Genomic DNA, 18,618 nt, shown 5'->3' with positions numbered 1-18,618 from the left:
GTCTTCTTGTGATGCTTTTGCCTAGGTCGCCAAGCTAGCACAGAGGAGATCAAAATGACGATTTCAAAAGAACGAACCGATGCAAGTCTGGGCTTCTCGCGGGGCAAGGCCTCGATATCCAAAGGGGACGCGGGATACCAAGCTGAACAGGGGCCTGATTACCTGCCCGGCATTAGTGCGGAGTCAGTTGGCTCAGCCGCATTGTGGCTCGGGATCGCTACGATCCCGCCTGGGAGACGCACCAAGGCGCATGTGCATGAGCGCCACGAGAGTGCTTTCTACATGTTGAGCGGTGAAGAGTTGGAGCTATGGAGTGGCGATGAACTACAGCATAGGGATCTGATGCACCCCGGAGATTATCTATACATCCCCGCCAACGTTTTGCACGTGGCCGTCAATCGGGGAGCCGAACCAGCCGTATTTGTCGGGGCGCGCAACGAACCAACTGCGCAGGAGAGCGTTGTTCTTTATCCTGAAATGGATTCCCGAGTGCCATGACAGACGGAAGACTGCTTGGGGCCGAAGGCCGACATTGGCGGACGGTGGCTAAGCGCCAAAAGCGGTCATTTGCGAAGCCTAAGGGGCAGGCACCAGTGGTACCGCCACACCGCCTAAAGGCGGGCTATCAGGTCTTCACTGCTTCGATCTTTGGCGGTTGCCATGAACCGTCCAAAATGCCTTCCTTGCCCCAATAGGCGCGGATGTAGAGCGAGAACCTTCCGTCCGGTGCCGGGAGCCAGTTGGTTTCCTTGTCCTTGCCTGGAGACTTCGCACCAACGTGGAGCGTGAGCGAACCGTCGCTGTTTCGCTTAAGGTTCTTGTTCTTGGTGCCGAGAGAATACCGCTTGAGATCATTTGCATGGAACAGATGCTTGTCGTTGTAGAGCGTCAGCGACCAGAAGCCATTGACCGGAGGTTCCTGTCCCTTCGCGAAGGTGACGGAATAACTGCCGTTCCCGGAGAGCTGTTTACCGGCAGCGTCATAGTCGGTGTAGAAATACTGCGTCTCGCTTGGCCGGTTGTCGAACATGTTCGACTTCGACGTTCCGGTCCTGTTGAAGTAGTCGAGACCGAATTGCGCATTGTTGGTCGAACGGTTCCATCCGTTGCCTGCCGGTCGGCCATTGTGCTTCCATTCGAAGAATGGGCCAATGACATTTTTCTCGGTCTCAACGGCTGTCTCCACGAGCAGTTTCTTTAGGTCCGCATCCTTGTCCGCTGTATCAAGCAGTAGCCGGAACTGGCCGTACATCGCCTCTTCGCCCGGAAGAGGATCGACCTTGGCAAGGACTTCGCCAAATTGATCGAAAAACTTTTCCGGAATGACCCATTTCGTCTCCCCACCACCGCCATCAGGGTCGGACGACTGCGGCACGGGAATTTCCTTGGCTGAGGCCCATTTGATCGTTTTCATCTCGCCGCTGAAGTCCTTCAGCGGATAGAATACGACCTGGTCGATTGCTGACTGGATCGCTTTCTTGTCCTCGGGCGTATCGTCCTGGAAGATACGCGGTATGGCGTTTGCCAGTGCTGTCGGGCAACGGATGATGTCAGTAATTCCATTCGGCTTCAGGCCGTTCCATCTAGGGCCGACCAGCAGATAAAATCCCGGTTTCGTTCCATATGGTTTGCCGACATGACCGAACTGGTCGGTGCGGTGGTCGTACAGGGCGTAGACCCAGAAGCGGTCTCCAAAGTCAGGTACCTGTGCGACCACCGGCTCATCGTCGAGCGAAAAGAAGCCGAGGCCATAGACGACATCCTGATTGGGGCACGTGACAAAGGTTTCGGACGGTTCGATGTAGTCGTGAAGCATGCCCACCTGTCCGCGCGGAGCGGCTGGCAGGATGCCGCCCAACAGGCCCGGATATGGAGCCTGCGTGATCTTGGCATTGCGGTTCAGCATGTTGACCATCGGCCAACCCCAGACATATGCCATCTGCGCAATGGTCTTGGCGTACCCCGGCTGCATCAGAACCCCGGTGGCTGGCATGGTGATATCGGGAGCCGCGCCAACCGACTGAGCTTGGACGCTTTCTGCTGTGGCGATGATGGGTGCTGCTGCGAAGGCCACCGGTGCTGCCACCCGCGTCCCCAGGGCAGCTAGTGCCGCCGCTCCAATACTGCTCTTCATGGCGTTTCGGCGGGTGACTTGTAGTAGGCTATCTGGTGTCCTGCTCATGATGGGCTCCGGTCAATTCGAAGGCGAACGGCAACAATGCTCGCCGACCGAGCACACCATTCCTTTCAAGCACCGGTAAGTACGTTACGGTAAATGTTATATCTGTTGCCGGCATATCGGCCCGGATTTCATGGCTCCTTTGGGCCGCCAGCTGCCCCTCTTCGCTCGACCGCCCTTGCGCCAGACGCGGACAAATACGAAGTGACTAGGCGCGCCCAAACGATACAATCATGATTTGCCTGCCTATATAATCGTGCGCAGCTGAACCGGTGGAAAAGGGCCCTGTATGTCTCCGCAGATCAAGACCGACGCGCGCGACGATGCTTTTGCGGTGCGACGCGCTGTCTTTATGGACGAGCAGGGCTATGAGAATGAGTTCGACGGCATCGACGACAGCCCCGCCTGCGTGCACGTGACGCTCTATATCGATGGCGAGCTTGCCGGCTGCTCACGCCTGTTCCCCGAGCAAGTGGAGCGAGCACTTGCGCCCGAGAGCCCGCAGTCGCCCACATGCATCCTCGACGAGGGCGTGACAGCAGGGGAGACGTACCTGCTGGGCCGCGTAGCCGTGATGCCGGCGTTTCGCCGCCGGGGCTTGGCGAGTGTCATCGTCGCTGCGAGCGACGAGGCGGCGCGCAAGGTCGGCGCCAAACTGGTGAAGCTGCATGCCCAGGAGTACGCGCACGATCTGTACGCCAAGCAGGGCTATACGCGGATCAGCGATGTCGATTACCAGGACGAGGGCCAGCCGCACCTTTGGATGGCCAAGCGGCTGTGATCGCGGACAGTTCCCTCAGCAGCGGTGCAGACATTCCGTGTCCCTCGTCCCCCCCGCGTCAACGTAAGGCACCTTGAATAGAGGGGATCCGGCGCCCAGATGGGCTTTGGGCTCGAAGTTGCAAGGCAACGTCTGCATCGGGCCAATGCCGCCTTCACGGCATGTGCCATCTGTGTTTTCGACAAGGCCGAAGCGATCGGCACAGGGAACTCGAAGCTACGTCCGAGTCGATCGCCTCTCGACCCTGAACGGTCTAGGCGCTGACAATTGTATCGGCGCTCGGCTTGTCCTTGCTGTCATCGCCGGTCAGCTGCCGCTTCAGCTCATCGGCAATCTGCTTTTCGATGGCCTCGCGCTGTTCCGGCGGCATTGACGCCAGCTCATCTTCGGTGATCCCAAGACTCTTGAGAATGCTGTCGCGGATCCGCTCCGCCGGAGTCTTGTTGGCGAGATCGGTAAACTCGGAGACAACAGCGTCATGGCGTGCCTTCGCGGGATCTTCCGTGCCGTCCATGGTCACGGTGCCGCTTGCCTGCAGCGCCCACATCGTGCTGGAGATCGAGGTCGGCGTGCTGCTTGGCTGCAGCGCCGCGCCGCTTTGGCGAACGCTGACCTCGGTATCACTGGTCTGTTGCTTGTTGCGCTGGCCCGACTGGGAAAAGAGGTTGCTCAGTCCGTAGGTGCTGGAAATGCTGCTGCCGATCTTCATGAAAATTTCTCCTTTAAACAATGCGCAGGAGAATGGCGCAGCAGTCCTGCCTGGAGCTTGCGGAAGCGGGACTGGGATGGCCGTCGTCAACGGCGGCCATCCGGCAGGGCTTCAGGGAAGCGCGTAGCCGATCACATAGCAGCGGCGCCGAGGAAGGCGACGCCGCCCTTGGTCAGCATCGGGCCGCCGATGCCGGGCACGCCGACCTTGAAGGGCAGCGGCAGCGGCGTCATGTCATGCACCGTGCCGTTCTTCAGCTTGTAGACCGTCTTGCTGGTGAGGAGATCGACGCCGGCGACATAGCCCCAAGGCGGTGCCTGGCAGGGGATCTTCAGCGGTCCGAGGAACGGTCCCATGAACACGCCGTAGGGAGCGCCGTCGTTGCGGTTGAGGCCCTGTTCGCTGCCCTTCTCATCCTTGCTCTTCGGCGGGGTACGGCCGGAACCAGTCGCGAGGCGAAGGCGAGATAGGTCTGCATGCCGAACATGATCTGCCGCTCGGGATCGACCACGAGGCTGCCCCAGTTGAAGGTGCCGAAATTACCGGGATATATGATCGACCCCACCAGTGACGGCGGCGTGTAGCAGCCCTCGTACTTGTATCGATGGAAATCGATGCGGCAGGCGAGCTGGTCGAGCAGCGTCAGCCCCACATGTCCTTCTCCTGCAGCGGCGGTGGCGAGAAAGTGAGGTCGGAGATCGGCTGCGTCGGTGCCGTGCGATCCTCGGGGATTGCGCCCGATGGTGCCGGGAAAACGCTGCTAATCAGCGAGATAGAGCGACCGCAGTCAGCGTCAACTGCGACCATAGGTGTCAGGCTTGGGAGGGTTTCACCCGATCACGTGCCGCAGAAGGTCTGCAGCACACGTTCCTCCGGCTTCGGCGGCTCCATGTACGCCGCAAATGCGGGCTGGTCCTCATAGGGCTTGGCGAGAACCGCAAGGAGTGCCTCGAAGAGCGAAAAATCCGCTTCCTCGACGGCCGCGCTGATCGCCTGCTCGATGCGATGGTTGCGTGGAACGAAGGCGGGATTGACCGCGCGCATCGCCGCTCTACGGTCGGGTTCGGTCCGGCCCTCATCGCGGGTCAGGCGGTCGCGCCAGCGGCCAAGCCATTCGCGCGCGCCATCCGGTTCGCGGAAGGCCGAGAGGAACAAAGCCTCGCCATCACCGGCAATGACAGCGTCGGAAAGACGGCGGAAGGCGAGGGTGAAGTCGGCCTGTTGCGCCTGCATCGCGGCAAGCAGCGACTGGATGAGCTCCAGATCGCCATCCTCGACGGTCGCGAGGCCGATCTTCTCGCGCATGCCGCGCAGCCAATGGATCTGGAAACGCTCGCCATACTGCTGGATCACCGCGTTGGCGAGTTCGAGCGCCTTTTCGGCATCCGTATCGAACAGCGGCAGCAGCGTTTCGCCGAGCCGCGCCAGGTTCCATTGGCCGATGCCGGGCTGATTGGCATAGGCATAGCGGCCACCCTGGTCGATCGAGGAAAAGACGGTGCCGGGATGGTATTCATCAATGAAGGCGCAGGGGCCGAAATCGATCGTCTCGCCCGAAATGGTCATGTTGTCGGTGTTCATGACGCCGTGGATGAAGCCGATGTGCAGCCACCTGGCGATCAACGCCGCCTGTCGCTCGCAGACGGCCTCGTAGAGCGCGAGGTAGGGATTGTCTCTGTCCCTAAGTTCCGGATAGTGCCGGTTGATCACATAGTCGGCTAGTGCCCGCACGCCGTCGGTATCACCGCGCGCAGCAAAGAACTGGAAGGTGCCGACACGGATATGGCTTGCGGCAACACGGGTAAACACAGCGCCGGGCAGAATGTTTTCGCGATAGACGGGTTGCCCGGTCGAAACCGCAGCAAGCGCCCGGGTCGCCGGGATGCCGAGCGCATACATTGCCTCGCTGACGATATACTCCCGAAGCACCGGACCAAGCGCGGCGCGGCCGTCGCCGCGGCGGGAATAGGCCGTCTGGCCGGCACCCTTTAACTGGATGTCGCGACGCTGGCCGTTGCGATCGATCACCTCGCCGAGCAGGATCGCCCGCCCGTCGCCGAGCAACGGCACGAAGGAGCCGAACTGGTGCCCGGCATAGGCCATCGCCAAGGGATCGGCGCCTTCAGGCACGAGGTTGCCCGAGAAGATCGCCGCGCCGTCACGCTTCATCGCCTCGACATCAAGGCCGAGTTCTTCCGCAAGCGGCTCGTTCAGCTTGATCAGCCACGGCTCGGCGGCCTTCGAGGGAGCCTGGCGCGTAAAGAACTGTTGCGGCAGCCGCGCATAGCTGTTGTCGAAGGAGAAGGGCCGGGAGCTGGAGGCGTTCGAAGCTAAGGTCATAAGCTTTAGGTAGGGCTCGGGCGCGCATGACGCAAGCTGAGGCCGCTTGCCCGTGAGCCTTTCGGCTGGTCGTGTGGCGCTCCAGTACCGCAGCCATTCCCTGGCGGCACGGCTGCCCTGCCATATCAGCATAACGACGCCACATTTGCGGGCGTATACAAAGATCTCTAATCCCCTTTTGGCATTACGCCATACCATACCGCGGCCATCGCTTCCGCGCCGGCCACGCCACTGCGAGTGATCCCTGACGATGTCGGATCAGATCTACCAGGCGGCTGCCATCGGGCGCGCCAAGCCGAACTTCCGCGTGATAGCGATGATCGTCGCGAGCGCCATGTTCATGGAGCAACTCGACGCCACCGTCCTGGCAACGGCGCTGCCGACCATGGCGCGGGATTTCGGCGTCAGCGCCCCGTCGATGAGTATCACGCTGACTTCGTATCTCCTCAGTCTCGCGATCTTCATTCCCGCAAGCGGCCTGATTGCCGATCGCTTCGGCTCGCGCACCGTCTTCCGCTCGGCGATCGCTGTCTTCGTCACGGGTTCCATCTTCTGCGCGCTGTCACCGAACCTCCTCTGTCTCGTGCTGGCGCGACTGCTGCAGGGGCTAGGCGGCGCGATGATGCTGCCGGTCGGGCGCCTCGTGCTGCTCCGCAGCGTCTCCCGCAAGGACATGGTCAACGCCATGTCGTGGCTGCTGGTGCCGGCGCTGATCGGCCCGATCCTTGGCCCTCCGGTCGGCGGTCTGATCGTCACCTATCTCGACTGGCGCTGGATCTTCTACATCAACGTACCGATCGGCATCATCGGCTTCACGCTGGTCTCGATCTTCATCGAAGACTTCAAAGGCGAGGCGAAGCGCCGGTTTGATACGATTGGTTTCATCCTCTCCGGTATTGCGCTCGGCTCCCTGCTGTTCGGTTTCGAAAGCTCCAGCCGACCGGGCGAGGGCGCGTTCTCGCTGTTCCTGATCGCCGTCGGTCTGCTCTTCGGCGTCGCCTATCTCAGGCACGCCCGTCGCCATCCGTCGCCGATCATGGATTTCTCGCTGATGAAGGTGCCGAGCTTCGGCACATCGGTCATCGCCGGTTCGCTGACCCGCATCACACAGGGCGCGCAGCCCTTCCTGCTGCCGCTCTATTTCCAGCTTGGCTTCGGCCTGTCCGCGGCCAAGGCCGGTCAGCTCGTCACCGCCGCAGCCCTCGGCTCGATGGCGATGAAAGCCGTAGCGCCCCGGGTGCTGCGCCGCTTCGGCTTCCGCAGCAGCTTGGTCGCGAACGGCATCATCGCCACCTTCGGCTATGCCCTCTGTGCCGCCTTCCGGCCCGACTGGCCGCTCGGCCTGATCTTCGCGATCCTCGTCATGTGCGGCTTCTTCATGTCGTTCCAGTTCACGGCCTACAACACCGTCGCCTACGACGAGATCGACCGCGACCGCATGAGCTCGGCCACCAGCTTCTACACGACGTTCCAACAGCTGATGCTGTCGCTCGGCATCTGCGTCGGTGCGCTGGCGCTGCACACGTCGATGACGCTCAACGGCAGCGAGACGCCACAGCTGCGCGATTTCTCCGCCGCCTTCCTCTTTGTCACCGCGATCTCGATCACCGCGACGTTCTGGAACCTGCGCTTCTCCAGAAGCGCCGGCGCCGATATCAGCGGCCATGATGCCGGCAAGGCCGCGCACGCTTCCGAGCACTGACCGTCAGGCGGCACTCGGAAGTGCCGGCAGGCAGGCGTCGCAGATCGCGGCCACATGCCGATGATCGGTGCCGCAGCAGCCGCCGACGATCCTGATCTGCGGCATCTTGCACATCAGCTGCCGGTAGCGTTGTCCGAGATAGACGGGATCGCCCGCATCCAGTGTCTCGCTCTCGTCGAGCTCTGCATGGCTCATGCTTGAGGCATTCGCGCGTAGTCCATGGATGCGTTTCGTCCACTCGGCGTGGTGATCGAGCGCCTCGGCAAAGTGCGTCGGATGCGCGCAATTGATCATGTAATAAGCCACCGAGCCGCCGGTCGCCGCATCCGTCGTCTCGATCGCCTCCTGCATGCTGCGGCCGGTCACCAGCTTGCCGTCGGTCTCGACAGTGAAGGAGATCGCGCAGGGCATATCCCGGGCAGCGGCGGCCCGCGCGACGCCGATGGCCTCGTCGATGTTGTTCAGCGTGACGGCGGATATCATGTCCGCATCGCTCTCGGCAAAGCTGCCGATCTGGACGCTGTGATAGTCCTCGGCCTCAGTCGCATTCATCCGGCCGGCCTTGTACCCATCGCCGCGTGGCCCCATGGCGCCGCTGAGCACGATCGGCCGCCCCGGCTCCTCGTGCCGCTCGCGCAGGCCTGCAAGCAGGGCAATGCTTTGAACGTTTGCGTCATGCAGCGCCTCCGGCGTGTAGCCGAGCTTTTCCGCCCAATCCGGGCTCGCCCGCCATGTCGGGCTGTCGAGAATGAAGCCGGCGCCATGCTTGCGGGCAATGTCGAGGTAGCGGCGGTAGTAGGCGCGCAGCCGGTCGCGGCCCTCTTCGGACGCCATCATCACGAAGGACGCGAAATGCGGAAGCTGCAGTCCGTCGTGAAAGATGAAGGTCGTTTCCATGCCGCCGTCGGTGACGAATGTGCCGCCCTTGAGCTGCGGCAGGCTATGTCTGTACTTGGCCATGACGATCCCCCTGTTTCGGGGCCCTCTATTTGCGAGCAATTCTCATGAACAAGTTCTCCGCTTCCGGGCTGCGAAACTAGCCGACTTGCGGTATAGTTCGGCATCGCATGATGTTTGCCTTTGTTTTCAACCGCTTCCGTGGAGCGGTTGATGAGACGGCCTCCATCGAGATCAGAGCGGGCGGACGAAAACCGTACCGGCGGTACAGGGGATCTAATGCGCAAGGGAGAGGAGACAAGAACCCGCATCCTGGATGTGGCCGAAGCCGCCGTCCTGCAGAAGGGCTTCGGCGGCACCTCGATCGAAGAGCTGATCGCCGAGACAGGCATCACCAAGAGCGGCTTCTTCTACCATTTCCGGGACAAGAACGCGCTCGCCAAGGCGCTGCTCGAGCGCTACATCGAAAACGACGAACGCATCTACGACGAGATCTTCAGCCGCGCCCACCAACTCGCCGACGATCCGCTGCAATCCTTCCTGCTCGGCCTGAAGCTGCTCGCAGAACTGTTGTCAGACCTTCCGAACGGCCACCCCGGCTGCCTCGTCGCCACCGTCTGCTACTATGAGCGCCTGTTCGACCGCGACATCCAGGAAACCAACAAGCAGGCAGTGCTCGCCTGGCGCCGGCGCTTCCGCGGCATGTTCGAGGAGATCATGGTGGTCTACGCTCCGCGCGAACCGATCGAGATCGACCAGCTGGCCGACATGGTCTCGACGGTGCTGGAAGGCGGCATCGTGCTATCCAAGGCGCTGAAGGAACCGCAGGGGCTCGCCGATCAGGTCCTTGTGCTGCGCAGCTTTGTGAAGCTCCTGTTTCAGCCGCCGATCGTCCGCCAGTGATCAGCCGCTAGCCCCCATCCTCCATTGCTCCAGCCATTTCGGCGAGCTTGCGCACCGTGTTGAGGTTGCGCGTCGTTCCCGGCTTCAAAGCCGGCAGCTTGAGCTTAGATTTGCCGGAACCGATAGGGAAGTGGACGTAGATTTCGCGCCCGGCGACAACCGCCTCTTCGCCATCGGGCGCGACCATCCTGTCCAGAGCGTCATCGGGCGCTGCTTCCGGCAGGAAGCTTACGAGGAGATAGTTGGGCTTTGCGTCAGGGAAGGGCGCGTTGGCGGCGATCGCTTCCAGTTCCTTGCGGCTGCGCAGCATCACGCCGGGTTCCTTGCCGAGCAACTTTCCGAGTGCGTCGTCCAGCTTTTGCTCGACGTCGGCTTCCGCTTCGTCGGCGCGAAACAGCACGTTGCCGCTCTGGATGTAGGTCTTCACATCGCTGAAGCCGAGCCCTTCGCAGACCGCCTTCAGCTCCGCCATGGGCAGCTTGCCCGTGCCGCCGACATTGATCGCCCTCAGGAGCGCCACATAGACCGTCACGGGCTCCTCCCAACCGTTACATCTTGCCCGCGACCTTGATCGCGAAGGCATATTCGAAGGCGATCTCCTCGAGACGCTGGAAGCGTCCCGAGGCGCCGCCGTGGCCGGCATCCATGTTGGTCTTCAACAGGATCGGCGCGGAGCCCGTCGTCTTTTCGCGCAGCCGTGCAACCCACTTTGCCGGCTCCCAATAGGTGACGCGCGGATCGGTGAGGCCACCGAGCGCCAGGATCGGCGGATAGGCTTTCGCGCCGACATTGTCGTAAGGCGAATAGGCGGCGATGTGGTCGTAGTCTTCCTTGCTCTCGATCGGGTTGCCCCATTCCGGCCATTCCGGCGGAGTCAGCGGCAGCGTGTCGTCGAGCATGGTGTTCAGCACATCCACGAAAGGAACGGCGGCGATCAGGCCGGCGAATTTTTCTGGCGCCATGTTGGCAACGGCGCCCATCAGCATGCCGCCTGCCGAGCCGCCCTCTGCGATGATGTTGGCATAGGAGGTGAACTTCTGCTGATTCAGATAGTCAGCGGCTGATATGAAGTCCTTGAAGGTGTTGGTCTTCTTTTCCATCTTGCCGTCTTCGTACCAGGCAAAGCCCTTGTCCTTGCCGCCGCGGATATGGGCGATGGCATAGACGAAGCCGCGATCGGCAAGCGACAAGCAGTTGGTGTTGAAGCCGGCCGGAATGGTGATGCCGTAGGCGCCATAGCCGTAGAGCAAGCAGGGCGCGGAACCGTCGAGCGGCGTGTCCTTGCGATAGAGCAGGGTCACCGGCACCTCAACGCCGTCCCAGCCGGGCGCGAAGACGCGGCGGGTGACGTAGTCATCCGGATTGTGGCCGGAAGGCACTTCCTGGGTCTTCAACAGCGTGCGCTCGCGCGTCACCATGTTGTAGTCATAAAGCTGGCTCGGTGTCGTCATCGAGGAGTAGGAGAAGCGGATGATGTCGCTCTCGTATTCCGCGGCACCCTGCAGGCCGAGCGAATAGGCTTCCTCGGCAAAGGCGATCGCGTGTTCCTCGCCGGTCTTGCGGTCGCGGATCATGATCTGCGGCAGGCCGTCCTTGCGCTCCAGCCACAGCAGGTGGCGGGCATAGGCCATGTGGCTGATGATGAGTGTGCCCGGCTTGTGCGGCACGACCTCGCGCCAGTACGCCTTGCCCGGGTTTTCAACCGGCGCTTCCATGATCTTGAAATCCTTGGCGTCGCCGTCGTTCGTCAGGATGTAGAAGACGTCGCCGCCTTCCGTCATCGAGTATTCGATGCCTTCCTCGCGCTCGGCCACCAGTTTGGGCTCGGCCGTCAGGTCCTTGGTAGAGAGCAGGCGGTATTCCGAGGTCTCGTGATCGTGGATGTCGATGTAGATGAAGTCGTCGAGCAGCGAACCCCCGACGCCCATGAAGAAGCCCGCATCCTTCTCCTCATAGACCAACCGGTCTTGCCCTTGCGGCGTGCCGAGAATGTGGTGGAACACCTTCGAGGGGCGGTGGTTCTCGTCGAGCGCCGAGTAGAAGAAGCTCTTGCCGTCGGGCGCCCAGACACCGCCACCGCCGGTGTTCTCGATCACGTCGGCCATATCCTCGCTGGTCGCCAGATCGCGCACGCGCAGCGTATAGAACTCGGAGCCCTTGTCGTCGTAGCCCCAGATGCCGCGGCTGTGGTCGGTCGAGTGGTCGAGGCCGGCAAGCCGGAAATAGGCCTTGCCGGCGGCCTCCTTGTCGCCGTCGAGCAGGACGGTGCGGATCGTCTCGTCCTTGACGTCGCCATTGCGCGGAATGCGGAAATAACGAGGCTGTTCGCCTCCGGTGACGAAGAAGGTGCCGTAGGCGTAATCGCCGTCCTTCATCGGCACGGAGCTGTCGTCTTCCTTGATGCGCCCACGCATCTCCGAAAACAGCGTCTTCTGCAGCGCCTTGGTGTCTTCCATCGCCGCGTTCATGTAGACGTTTTCGGCTTCCAGATGTTGCCGGATCGCGGAGTCGAGGATCGACGGATCCTTGAACATCGCCTGCCAGTTGTCGGCGCGCAGCCAGGCGTAGTCATCGGTGCGCGTGATGCCGTGGCGCGTATCCGAGATCGGCTTCTTGGCGGCGACGGGCGGGTTCGGCAGGTTCTTGAAGACGGTCAAGGAAGGCTCCGGAAACGTGATGTCAGGTCGGCAAGAGATAGAGGCGCGCATGCGCCGGATCAAGCGCCGAAGACAGCTCTGCGGCAAAACCGAAGGAATACTCACGTTGCCTTGATGTCACCATATTGTTTAAGAAAGTCCGCTACGTCGCCCGGAATTTGCACCTTGTTCGACCGTCAAAACCTCGGTTCTTCACAGGTGATTCCGGAATGAGAATGCAAAGGAATCCCACCGTAATGCCAAAACGTCTCGTGTTGCTTCTGTCCGCATTTAGCCTTGCTGTTCCGGCCTTCGCAGTTGATCCCGCCATTAAGAAGCAACTCGAAAAGCTCGATCCCGCGACCCGTCTCGAACAGAGCTGCGACACCGAGGCGATGAGCCGAATCAACAAGGACGCGACCGGTTACAAGCCCGACAAAGTCATTGCCTACACGTTCAAGGATCCGGTTCCCAGCGATGACAAGCTGGAGGCGCCAGGCGCGGTGTTCCGCAGCAAGGGCGACTGGTATCACCTTTCCTATACCTGCATTACCGGTCCGCAGCACATGAATGTCCGCGAGCTTTCCTACAAGATCGGCGACAAGGTCCCGCGTGAAAAGTGGGAAAAATACTATCTCTATGATTGATCCGAGGCCAAGCCGGCAGGGGTTGCAGGCGTTGCCTTTGTGAGGCCTTAGTCCTCGGGCATCAGCTCTGTGGGTGAAGCCGACGGCGAATCGCAGAAGCGGCCGCAAGCGGCATCAAACCACATGGCGTCCGAACGCCACGTGCATTATGCAGCGCTTGAACCACGAACGGCTTCTCTTTGGTATGAATCGTCTTTTTCTCGTTCCGGCGTTGCTGATCGCCTCTGCCTCTCTAGCCGCAGCTGCGGCGCTTCCGCTTGAGGATGCTCCGGCCACCACGCCCTCGAAGGTTGTGCAGGCACCAGGGACGGCGGCCGGACCGAGGCTGGTGGAGCCGCATCTGCGCATCGCCAGTTCGGGCCTCAAGGGTCATCCACGCGTGGCGCTGACCTTCGATGCCTGCATGGGCAAGGCCGACGACCGCATTCTCTCGGTGCTGGTGCGCGAGCGGATTCCGGCGACGATCTTCGTTACCGCCCGCTGGTTGAAGCACAATCCGCAGGCACTGCAGGTCTTCCTGCAGAATCCCGATCTCTTCGAACTCGAGAACCACGGCCAGAACCATGTTCCCGCGGTCGATAAGCCGGTATCGATTTACGGCATTCCGTCAGCCGGCTCGCCGGAGGCCGTTCGCCAGGAAGTGCAGGGCGGCGCCGACGCAATGGTCGCGGCCGGCATTGCTCCACCGCATTGGTTCCGCGGCTCGACAGCCAAATACGACCGTTCCTCGATCGTGCAGATTCGGGAAATGGGATACCGCATAGCCGGCTACTCGGTGAACGGCGACGGTGGCTCGCTACTCGGCGCTAACGTCACGGAAAAGCGGATAGCGTCGGCCAAGGACGGCGACGTGGTCATCTCCCACATCAACCAGCCGACCCACGCGGCCGGCGAGGGCGTCGCCAAGGCGATCCTCGACCTGAAGGCCAAGGGCGTCGAATTCGTCCGGCTGCAGGATGTCGAGGACATGGGCGACGACCAGACAACGCAGTAAGTCGGGCGGGACAAAGCTCCGGCGAGGGCTTGCGGGACAGAACGAATTAATTCACGGCACTTTGCCGGCGCTCGTCGGTCTTGATCGGACGTTCAAGGAACGCCGGTGCGTCGCGATCGAGGGCGAAATCATCGAACCAGTCGCGGTATACGCCGCCGATCATTGCACCGATGACCTGGGCTGCAAGATAGGAGAAGGTGATACCGTTGCCGCCGTAGCCATAGGCGGCATAGACCTGCGGCATGGAGGGAACCGGACCGATCAGCGGCAGTCCGTCCGACGTCTCGCCGAAGGTGCCGCACCATGCCGTCGCAACGCTCGTATCGGCCCTCGACCAGAGCCGTTTCATCTTTTCCCGGATCGTCATGACCTTTGCGGCAAGCTTGGCGTCGCGGGTGGCTGGATCGACGGTGTCGTCATCCTCGCCGCCGGCGATGATCCGCCCATCAGGCGTCGTCCGCATGTAGAGATAGGGGTGGCTGTCTTCCCAGATCAGCACTTGGTCGCGCCAGAGTGCTGCCGGATCTTGTGGGATCGTCGCCAGAGCCCAGCTCGACGTCGTCCGGTGCAGTTTCGGCATGTCGATGCCCGGCATGGCGTAGCCGGTGGCAAGCACTGCCGTTTCCGCTTCGATGACGAACGGGCCTTTGGTCTCGGCCGTCACATGCCCGCCTTCGCAATGGAGCTTAGTCGCCGAGGCTCCGATGAGACGTGCGCCCTGCTTCACGGCAATGTCCAGCAACCCCCAGGTCAGGAGCAGCGGATCGGCCTCCGCGGAGCCGCGCGACAGGATGCCCGCATCGCGATCGAGCTCGAACTCGGTGAAGAGATCGCAGTGCTCCAGATATCGGCTTGGCAGGCCCGCCCGGCGACGAAGCTCGACTTCCCGGAGCAGATCACCAGCGCCTTCTTGGTTGCTGGTCAGAAACAGCGATTGCCGCGGCAGCAAATTGCAGGCGATTCGGTTGGCGACGATCAGTTTGGAGAGACCGGCGACCGAGGCGGCACTGCGCCTGTAGATACCGACGGCGCGCTCGAAGCCATAGAAGTGCTCGAGTTCGCCCAGCGTCCGGTCGGTTTCCCATTGCAGCATGGCCGTGCTCGCAACCGTACTGCCGAGACCGGGCGTCTCGCGGTCGACGATGACCACGGACAGGCCGCGTTCCGAAAGGAGCTGGCCCATCAACGCACCGGTAATCCCGCCGCCGATCACCATGGCGTCGACTTTGAGATTGTCCTGAAGTGGTTGGTAGGTGGGTTTCGGCCCGGCGTGGCTCCAAGGGGGGATGCCGCTCTTCAGCCGGTTCTGGCGGGACTCTGCAAGATCGATTTCTGCCATCTGACGCGTCTTACCTCAATTATTTCGGCAATTGCGGTTGCAGTCTCTCTTCGATGAAAAGTTCATCGATGATGGTCATGACAATCAGCGATAGTGGTAGCGCCAGCATAGCACCAACCGCGCCCCACATCCAAGTCCAGAACAGAATTGCGAGGAACACGACGAAGGGATTGATTTCCAATCGTTTTCCCATCACCGCCGGGAAAATCAGGTTTTCCATGACGAGGTGCACGATAAAGAAGGCCGCAGCCGGCATCAGGCCAAATACAAGGCTGTCGTGTGTGATGATGCCGGCGATCGCGACGGCCAGCGTCATCATCGTGATGCCGAGATAGGGGACAAAACTGGACAGGAAGGCGAAGAAGCCCCAAAGCACGGGAGCCGACAGGCCCCCCACGTATGCGATGATCATCATCGTGATGCCAAGGCAGGCGTAGATCAACGATGCCGTCGCAAAGTAGAAGCCGAGCACCTGTTCCACGCCGTTGATCACGCGGATGGCCGCCAGTCGCTGCGACCGCGACCGGAATACCATGATGATCGATTTGCGCAGGGTGATGCGCCCGGCCAGAAAGAGCAGAAGCGCGGCAAAAAAGATCAGCGCTTGTACAAGCGCGGGGGTCAGATTGGCGCTGACCAGGTGCAGCACGTTGCCGGTATTCTCCAGGAGTTTGTCGGTCGACATCGGCCCGCTCTGGAAGGTTTCGGGCGTGATGTGCAGCCATTTGATCCGCTCGAGGTACGGCATCAGGCGACTGAAGGTCTTTTCGACGAAGGCCGGCCCTTCGTTGACGAGCGTCGCTACCGGCCCGGAAAGTGAATTGGCAACGAGGGCGATGACGAGCGCGACACCGGTAGACAGGATCACCGCGTTGGTGACGCGCGGCACGCCGAGCTTGCTGAGCTTTTCCGCGAGCAGGCCGAGGATCATGCCGACGACGATGGCAAGCGTTACCGGAATGAGGATCAGCGACATCATGTAAATGGCCGAAAAGGCGAGCACGCCGAAGATGCCGATCACGGCCCAGGCCATGCTGATATCAAGACCGTCCTTTTCGAGGCGGCGGACCGGCGCTTGCGGTGGCAGCTCTTCTGTCGCCTGCGTCAGTTTCTCGGCCCAAGCGCTGACATGGCGCTCGCCCATTGCGATCTTGCTTGCCTTCTTGCGGATGCCGTTGGCAATTCCCATGGAAATACGATCCCCCGGAAGCCCTGATGCTTCGCGCAAACAACGCACAAGAGGCGATTGAGGTTCCGTAGGGCAGCCCTTGGCCTTGCCCCGATATCGCCGCATCTTTTTTGCATCTTGGGGGATGTTCGGCGGGGAGGCAGGGCCGCTTCTCGGATCGCTTGCGGCGGGCTCCGTTGCGGCCCTGTCGGTCGGCTTAATTCCAGCTGCTGTTCGCGCGTCAGGCTGACAGTGTCAGACCGATGCCCCAGGGATCGTGCAGGAAGGTCCCGCCATTGCGCTTCTCGCTCTTGATCTCGAGTTCGTCGAGCTTTGCGACGGCCTTGTCGAGCGAGGCTTTGTCGTTGAAGCGAAGCGTATAGTCCGAAAGCCCGGTCATGCGGTCGGCGCGCGTTCCGGCGCCGCGGCTGTTCCAGATGTTGGCAGCGACGTGGTGGTGATAGTCGCCCGTCGCAAAGAAGCTGGCGCCGGGATAACGCGCCATCAGCTTCAGCCCGAGCACATCCCGGTAGAAGGCGTCCGCTTCCGGAATGTCGCCGACCTGCAGGTGGATGTGGCCGATTGCGGTGCCGTCAGCCATGCCGTTCCAGGCATCATCGGGCGCGCTGTTGTAAAGCGCCTGCAAATCCAGTCGATGCGTCGCCATTTCCACTTGGCCATCCGGGTGGAACTTCCACTCGTCGTGCGGTCGGTCGGCATAGATCTCGATGCCGTTGCCCTCGGGGTCGGAGAGGTAGATTGCCTCGCTGACGAGGTGATCGGATGCACCTTCCAGGACGACGTTGTGGTGTGCAGCGTGGCGTAGCCAGCGTGCAAGCTCGGTGCGGCTGGGCATCAGGAAGGCCGTATGGAAGAGGCCCGCGGCATTGCGGGGCGCGACGCGGACACCCTTGCCCGTCGTCAGCGTCAGAAGCGGCGTGCCATCGACGCCGAGGACTTCGCCGCTGGCACTCTTCTCGATGACATCAAGGCCGAGCATGGACTGATAGAAGCTGGAAACCAGCGGCAGGTCGGTGACGACGAGATGCGACTGGTCGACATAGGCAGGGCGTGTCAGGGCGTAGGACGTTTCGGTGGTCATGTGTCTATCTCCTGCCGTGGATGGGCGAGGCGTACCGGCGGTGGCGGCAAGAGCGCCGCCCGTAGCGAAACCAAGGAATTTGCGCCGGTCCATTTTCCTCAGAAGTCCCCCCGGTCGCTGTACTTGAATTCTATATGGCGGATTCCAATTGTTCACAGAAGTCCTTATTTTGGCGATTCAGCGTTCGACGATTGTTGACGAAATCCGCGGCGATCTTGATCTTGATCAAAGCGCCTTATTTATCTCCTGAGAGGATGTGGCCGTTGAAAACGGTTATGCTGGAGGGCCTGAATGTACAAGAAAATCATCGTTCCGATCGAAATAGGCGCGTTGGACAGTGGCGAGCGGGCTTTCCGCAAGGCATCCACGCTCCTTGATACGGGCGGCGAGATCGTTTTGCTCAACGTCGTCGAGGACGTTCCCACCTATGTTGCGATCGATTTGCCCGCTGAACTGATCCAGAACGCGATCGATGATGCCGAGGAAAAGCTTGGCATGTTGATCCGCACCAGCGGCATACCTGCATCCATCGAAATCGGTCATGGCCGCCCGGCGCACAGCATCCTCGCCGCCGCAGAAGCGCATGATGCGGATCTCATCATCGTCGCTTCGCATATCCCCGACTTCAGCAACTACTTCATCGGCGCCACCGCCGACCGTGTCGTCAGGCATGCCAAATGCTCTGTGCTGGTCGACAGGCAGCGCTAAGGAGAAAGATGGCACAGGACCGATGGAGGAATTTCCATGACTGACACGCAGACCTACGAGACGATCCTACGCGACCGCCAGCGCGAGCTTGAATCGCGGCTGACCCGCATCGACGTCGATCTCGGACGCACCAAGGAGCAGGACAGCGACGACCGCGCGACCGAGAGCGAGAACGACGAAGTGCTGGAAGGGCTTGGGCAGGCCGGCCAGGAAGAGCTGCGCGCCATCGGCGCCGCCCTCGATCGGATCGCGAAAGGCACGTATGGCATCTGCGTTCGCTGCGGCGAGCCGATTTCCAAACAGCGTCTCGGCGCGGTGCCGTACGCCCCTCTTTGCGAGGATTGCATGAGCTGATTTGTCTGCCACGTCGTCAAGGGATGGCCGTCTTTGGGACTACCTTTTTCCTTCGCGTCTGTATATCTCCGCATTGAAACCGGAAGGCGTCGGAAGCTCACGAAGATTTAACGGCGTGCCATCGCTGTTGTGTTGCCCGGAGACCGGTTCAGTGCGACG

The 18,618-nt window shown here is 61.4% G+C and carries 17 protein-coding genes and 1 pseudogene; 8 read left to right on the top strand and 10 right to left on the bottom strand.

The genetic code is table 11. The annotated features are described in order from the left end of the window. The first annotated feature begins 54 nt into the window (after positions 1-54). Positions 55-498, top strand: a complete 444-nt coding sequence (locus FHT97_RS02535; RefSeq protein ID WP_183751925.1) for a cupin domain-containing protein — start codon at positions 55-57, stop codon at positions 496-498. Between the two features lie 127 nt (positions 499-625). Here the strand turns inward: FHT97_RS02535 and FHT97_RS02530 are convergent, their stop codons facing one another. Further along, positions 626-2,182, bottom strand: coding sequence for a DUF1254 domain-containing protein (locus tag FHT97_RS02530; protein ID WP_183859690.1), 1,557 nt, complete (start codon positions 2,180-2,182; stop codon positions 626-628). Positions 2,183-2,468: 286 nt separating this feature from the next. On the opposite strand from FHT97_RS02530, the gene FHT97_RS02525 reads away from it, so the two are divergent. Beyond that, a complete protein-coding gene (locus tag FHT97_RS02525; protein WP_183859688.1) occupies positions 2,469-2,960 on the top strand; it encodes a GNAT family N-acetyltransferase in 492 nt (163 codons plus the stop codon). Between the two features lie 253 nt (positions 2,961-3,213). Here FHT97_RS02525 and FHT97_RS02520 read toward each other — a convergent pair whose 3' ends face one another. The 3 genes and pseudogenes from FHT97_RS02520 to FHT97_RS02510 form a co-directional block, all read right to left on the bottom strand. Further along, positions 3,214-3,669, bottom strand: a complete 456-nt coding sequence (locus tag FHT97_RS02520) for a hypothetical protein (protein ID WP_183859686.1) — start codon at positions 3,667-3,669, stop codon at positions 3,214-3,216. A gap of 140 nt (positions 3,670-3,809) precedes the next feature. Next, positions 3,810-4,425: pseudogene (locus FHT97_RS02515) on the bottom strand (membrane-bound PQQ-dependent dehydrogenase, glucose/quinate/shikimate family); the annotation flags it as partial. An 81-nt stretch (positions 4,426-4,506) separates the two neighbouring features. After that, complete coding sequence (locus tag FHT97_RS02510; protein ID WP_183859684.1) at positions 4,507-6,009, bottom strand: protein adenylyltransferase SelO; 1,503 nt, start codon at positions 6,007-6,009, stop codon at positions 4,507-4,509. A 250-nt stretch (positions 6,010-6,259) separates the two neighbouring features. Here FHT97_RS02510 and FHT97_RS02505 point away from each other — a divergent pair, with 250 nt between their 5' ends. Beyond that, entirely contained in the window at positions 6,260-7,711 is a 1,452-nt protein-coding gene (locus FHT97_RS02505; protein WP_183859682.1) for a DHA2 family efflux MFS transporter permease subunit, read from the top strand. Between the two features lie 3 nt (positions 7,712-7,714). On the opposite strand, the gene FHT97_RS02500 is transcribed toward FHT97_RS02505, so the two are convergent. Further along, complete coding sequence (locus tag FHT97_RS02500) at positions 7,715-8,671, bottom strand: homocysteine S-methyltransferase family protein (RefSeq protein WP_183859680.1); 957 nt, start codon at positions 8,669-8,671, stop codon at positions 7,715-7,717. Positions 8,672-8,887: 216 nt separating this feature from the next. Here FHT97_RS02500 and FHT97_RS02495 point away from each other — a divergent pair, with 216 nt between their 5' ends. Continuing rightward, positions 8,888-9,511, top strand: coding sequence for a TetR/AcrR family transcriptional regulator (locus FHT97_RS02495; protein ID WP_183860725.1), 624 nt, complete (start codon positions 8,888-8,890; stop codon positions 9,509-9,511). Positions 9,512-9,518: 7 nt separating this feature from the next. Here FHT97_RS02495 and FHT97_RS02490 read toward each other — a convergent pair whose 3' ends face one another. Both FHT97_RS02490 and FHT97_RS02485 read right to left on the bottom strand, forming a co-directional pair. After that, on the bottom strand, positions 9,519-10,043 hold the full coding sequence (locus tag FHT97_RS02490; protein WP_183859678.1) for a DUF1697 domain-containing protein: 525 nt from the start codon (positions 10,041-10,043) through the stop codon (positions 9,519-9,521). Positions 10,044-10,059: 16 nt separating this feature from the next. Further along, positions 10,060-12,168, bottom strand: a complete 2,109-nt coding sequence (locus tag FHT97_RS02485) for a S9 family peptidase (protein WP_183859676.1) — start codon at positions 12,166-12,168, stop codon at positions 10,060-10,062. 236 nt (positions 12,169-12,404) lie between these two features. On the opposite strand from FHT97_RS02485, the gene FHT97_RS02480 reads away from it, so the two are divergent. Together FHT97_RS02480 and FHT97_RS02475 are read left to right on the top strand one after the other, a co-directional pair. After that, the gene (locus FHT97_RS02480) at positions 12,405-12,794 is read left to right on the top strand and encodes a DUF930 domain-containing protein (RefSeq protein WP_183751907.1); all 390 of its coding nucleotides are present in this window, start codon (positions 12,405-12,407) and stop codon (positions 12,792-12,794) included. Between the two features lie 184 nt (positions 12,795-12,978). Then, positions 12,979-13,788 (top strand): polysaccharide deacetylase family protein, encoded by an 810-nt coding sequence (locus FHT97_RS02475; protein ID WP_183859674.1) that lies wholly within the window; start codon positions 12,979-12,981, stop codon positions 13,786-13,788. A 46-nt stretch (positions 13,789-13,834) separates the two neighbouring features. Here FHT97_RS02475 and FHT97_RS02470 read toward each other — a convergent pair whose 3' ends face one another. The 3 genes from FHT97_RS02470 to FHT97_RS02460 form a co-directional block, all read right to left on the bottom strand. Then, the gene (locus FHT97_RS02470; protein WP_183859672.1) at positions 13,835-15,127 is read right to left on the bottom strand and encodes an FAD-dependent oxidoreductase; all 1,293 of its coding nucleotides are present in this window, start codon (positions 15,125-15,127) and stop codon (positions 13,835-13,837) included. Between the two features lie 19 nt (positions 15,128-15,146). Further along, positions 15,147-16,316 (bottom strand): AI-2E family transporter, encoded by a 1,170-nt coding sequence (locus FHT97_RS02465; RefSeq protein WP_183859670.1) that lies wholly within the window; start codon positions 16,314-16,316, stop codon positions 15,147-15,149. 220 nt (positions 16,317-16,536) lie between these two features. Then, a complete protein-coding gene (locus FHT97_RS02460; protein WP_183859668.1) occupies positions 16,537-17,397 on the bottom strand; it encodes a VOC family protein in 861 nt (286 codons plus the stop codon). A 291-nt stretch (positions 17,398-17,688) separates the two neighbouring features. Here FHT97_RS02460 and FHT97_RS02455 point away from each other — a divergent pair, with 291 nt between their 5' ends. Both FHT97_RS02455 and FHT97_RS02450 read left to right on the top strand, forming a co-directional pair. Continuing rightward, positions 17,689-18,105: a universal stress protein gene (locus FHT97_RS02455; protein WP_183751897.1), complete on the top strand. Its 417-nt coding sequence runs from the start codon at positions 17,689-17,691 to the stop codon at positions 18,103-18,105. A 36-nt stretch (positions 18,106-18,141) separates the two neighbouring features. Further along, positions 18,142-18,459 carry a TraR/DksA family transcriptional regulator gene (locus FHT97_RS02450; protein ID WP_016553248.1) on the top strand — a complete coding sequence of 106 codons (318 nt, stop codon included), beginning with the start codon at positions 18,142-18,144 and terminating at the stop codon, positions 18,457-18,459. Positions 18,460-18,618 lie beyond the last annotated feature (159 nt).

Source organism: Rhizobium sp. BK399 (genome assembly GCF_014194695.1).
In the GTDB taxonomy this organism is placed as follows: Bacteria; Pseudomonadota; Alphaproteobacteria; order Rhizobiales; family Rhizobiaceae; genus Rhizobium.
The sequence above is the reverse complement of the archived record's forward strand: the minus strand, read 5'-3'. Positions and strand labels throughout refer to the sequence as shown.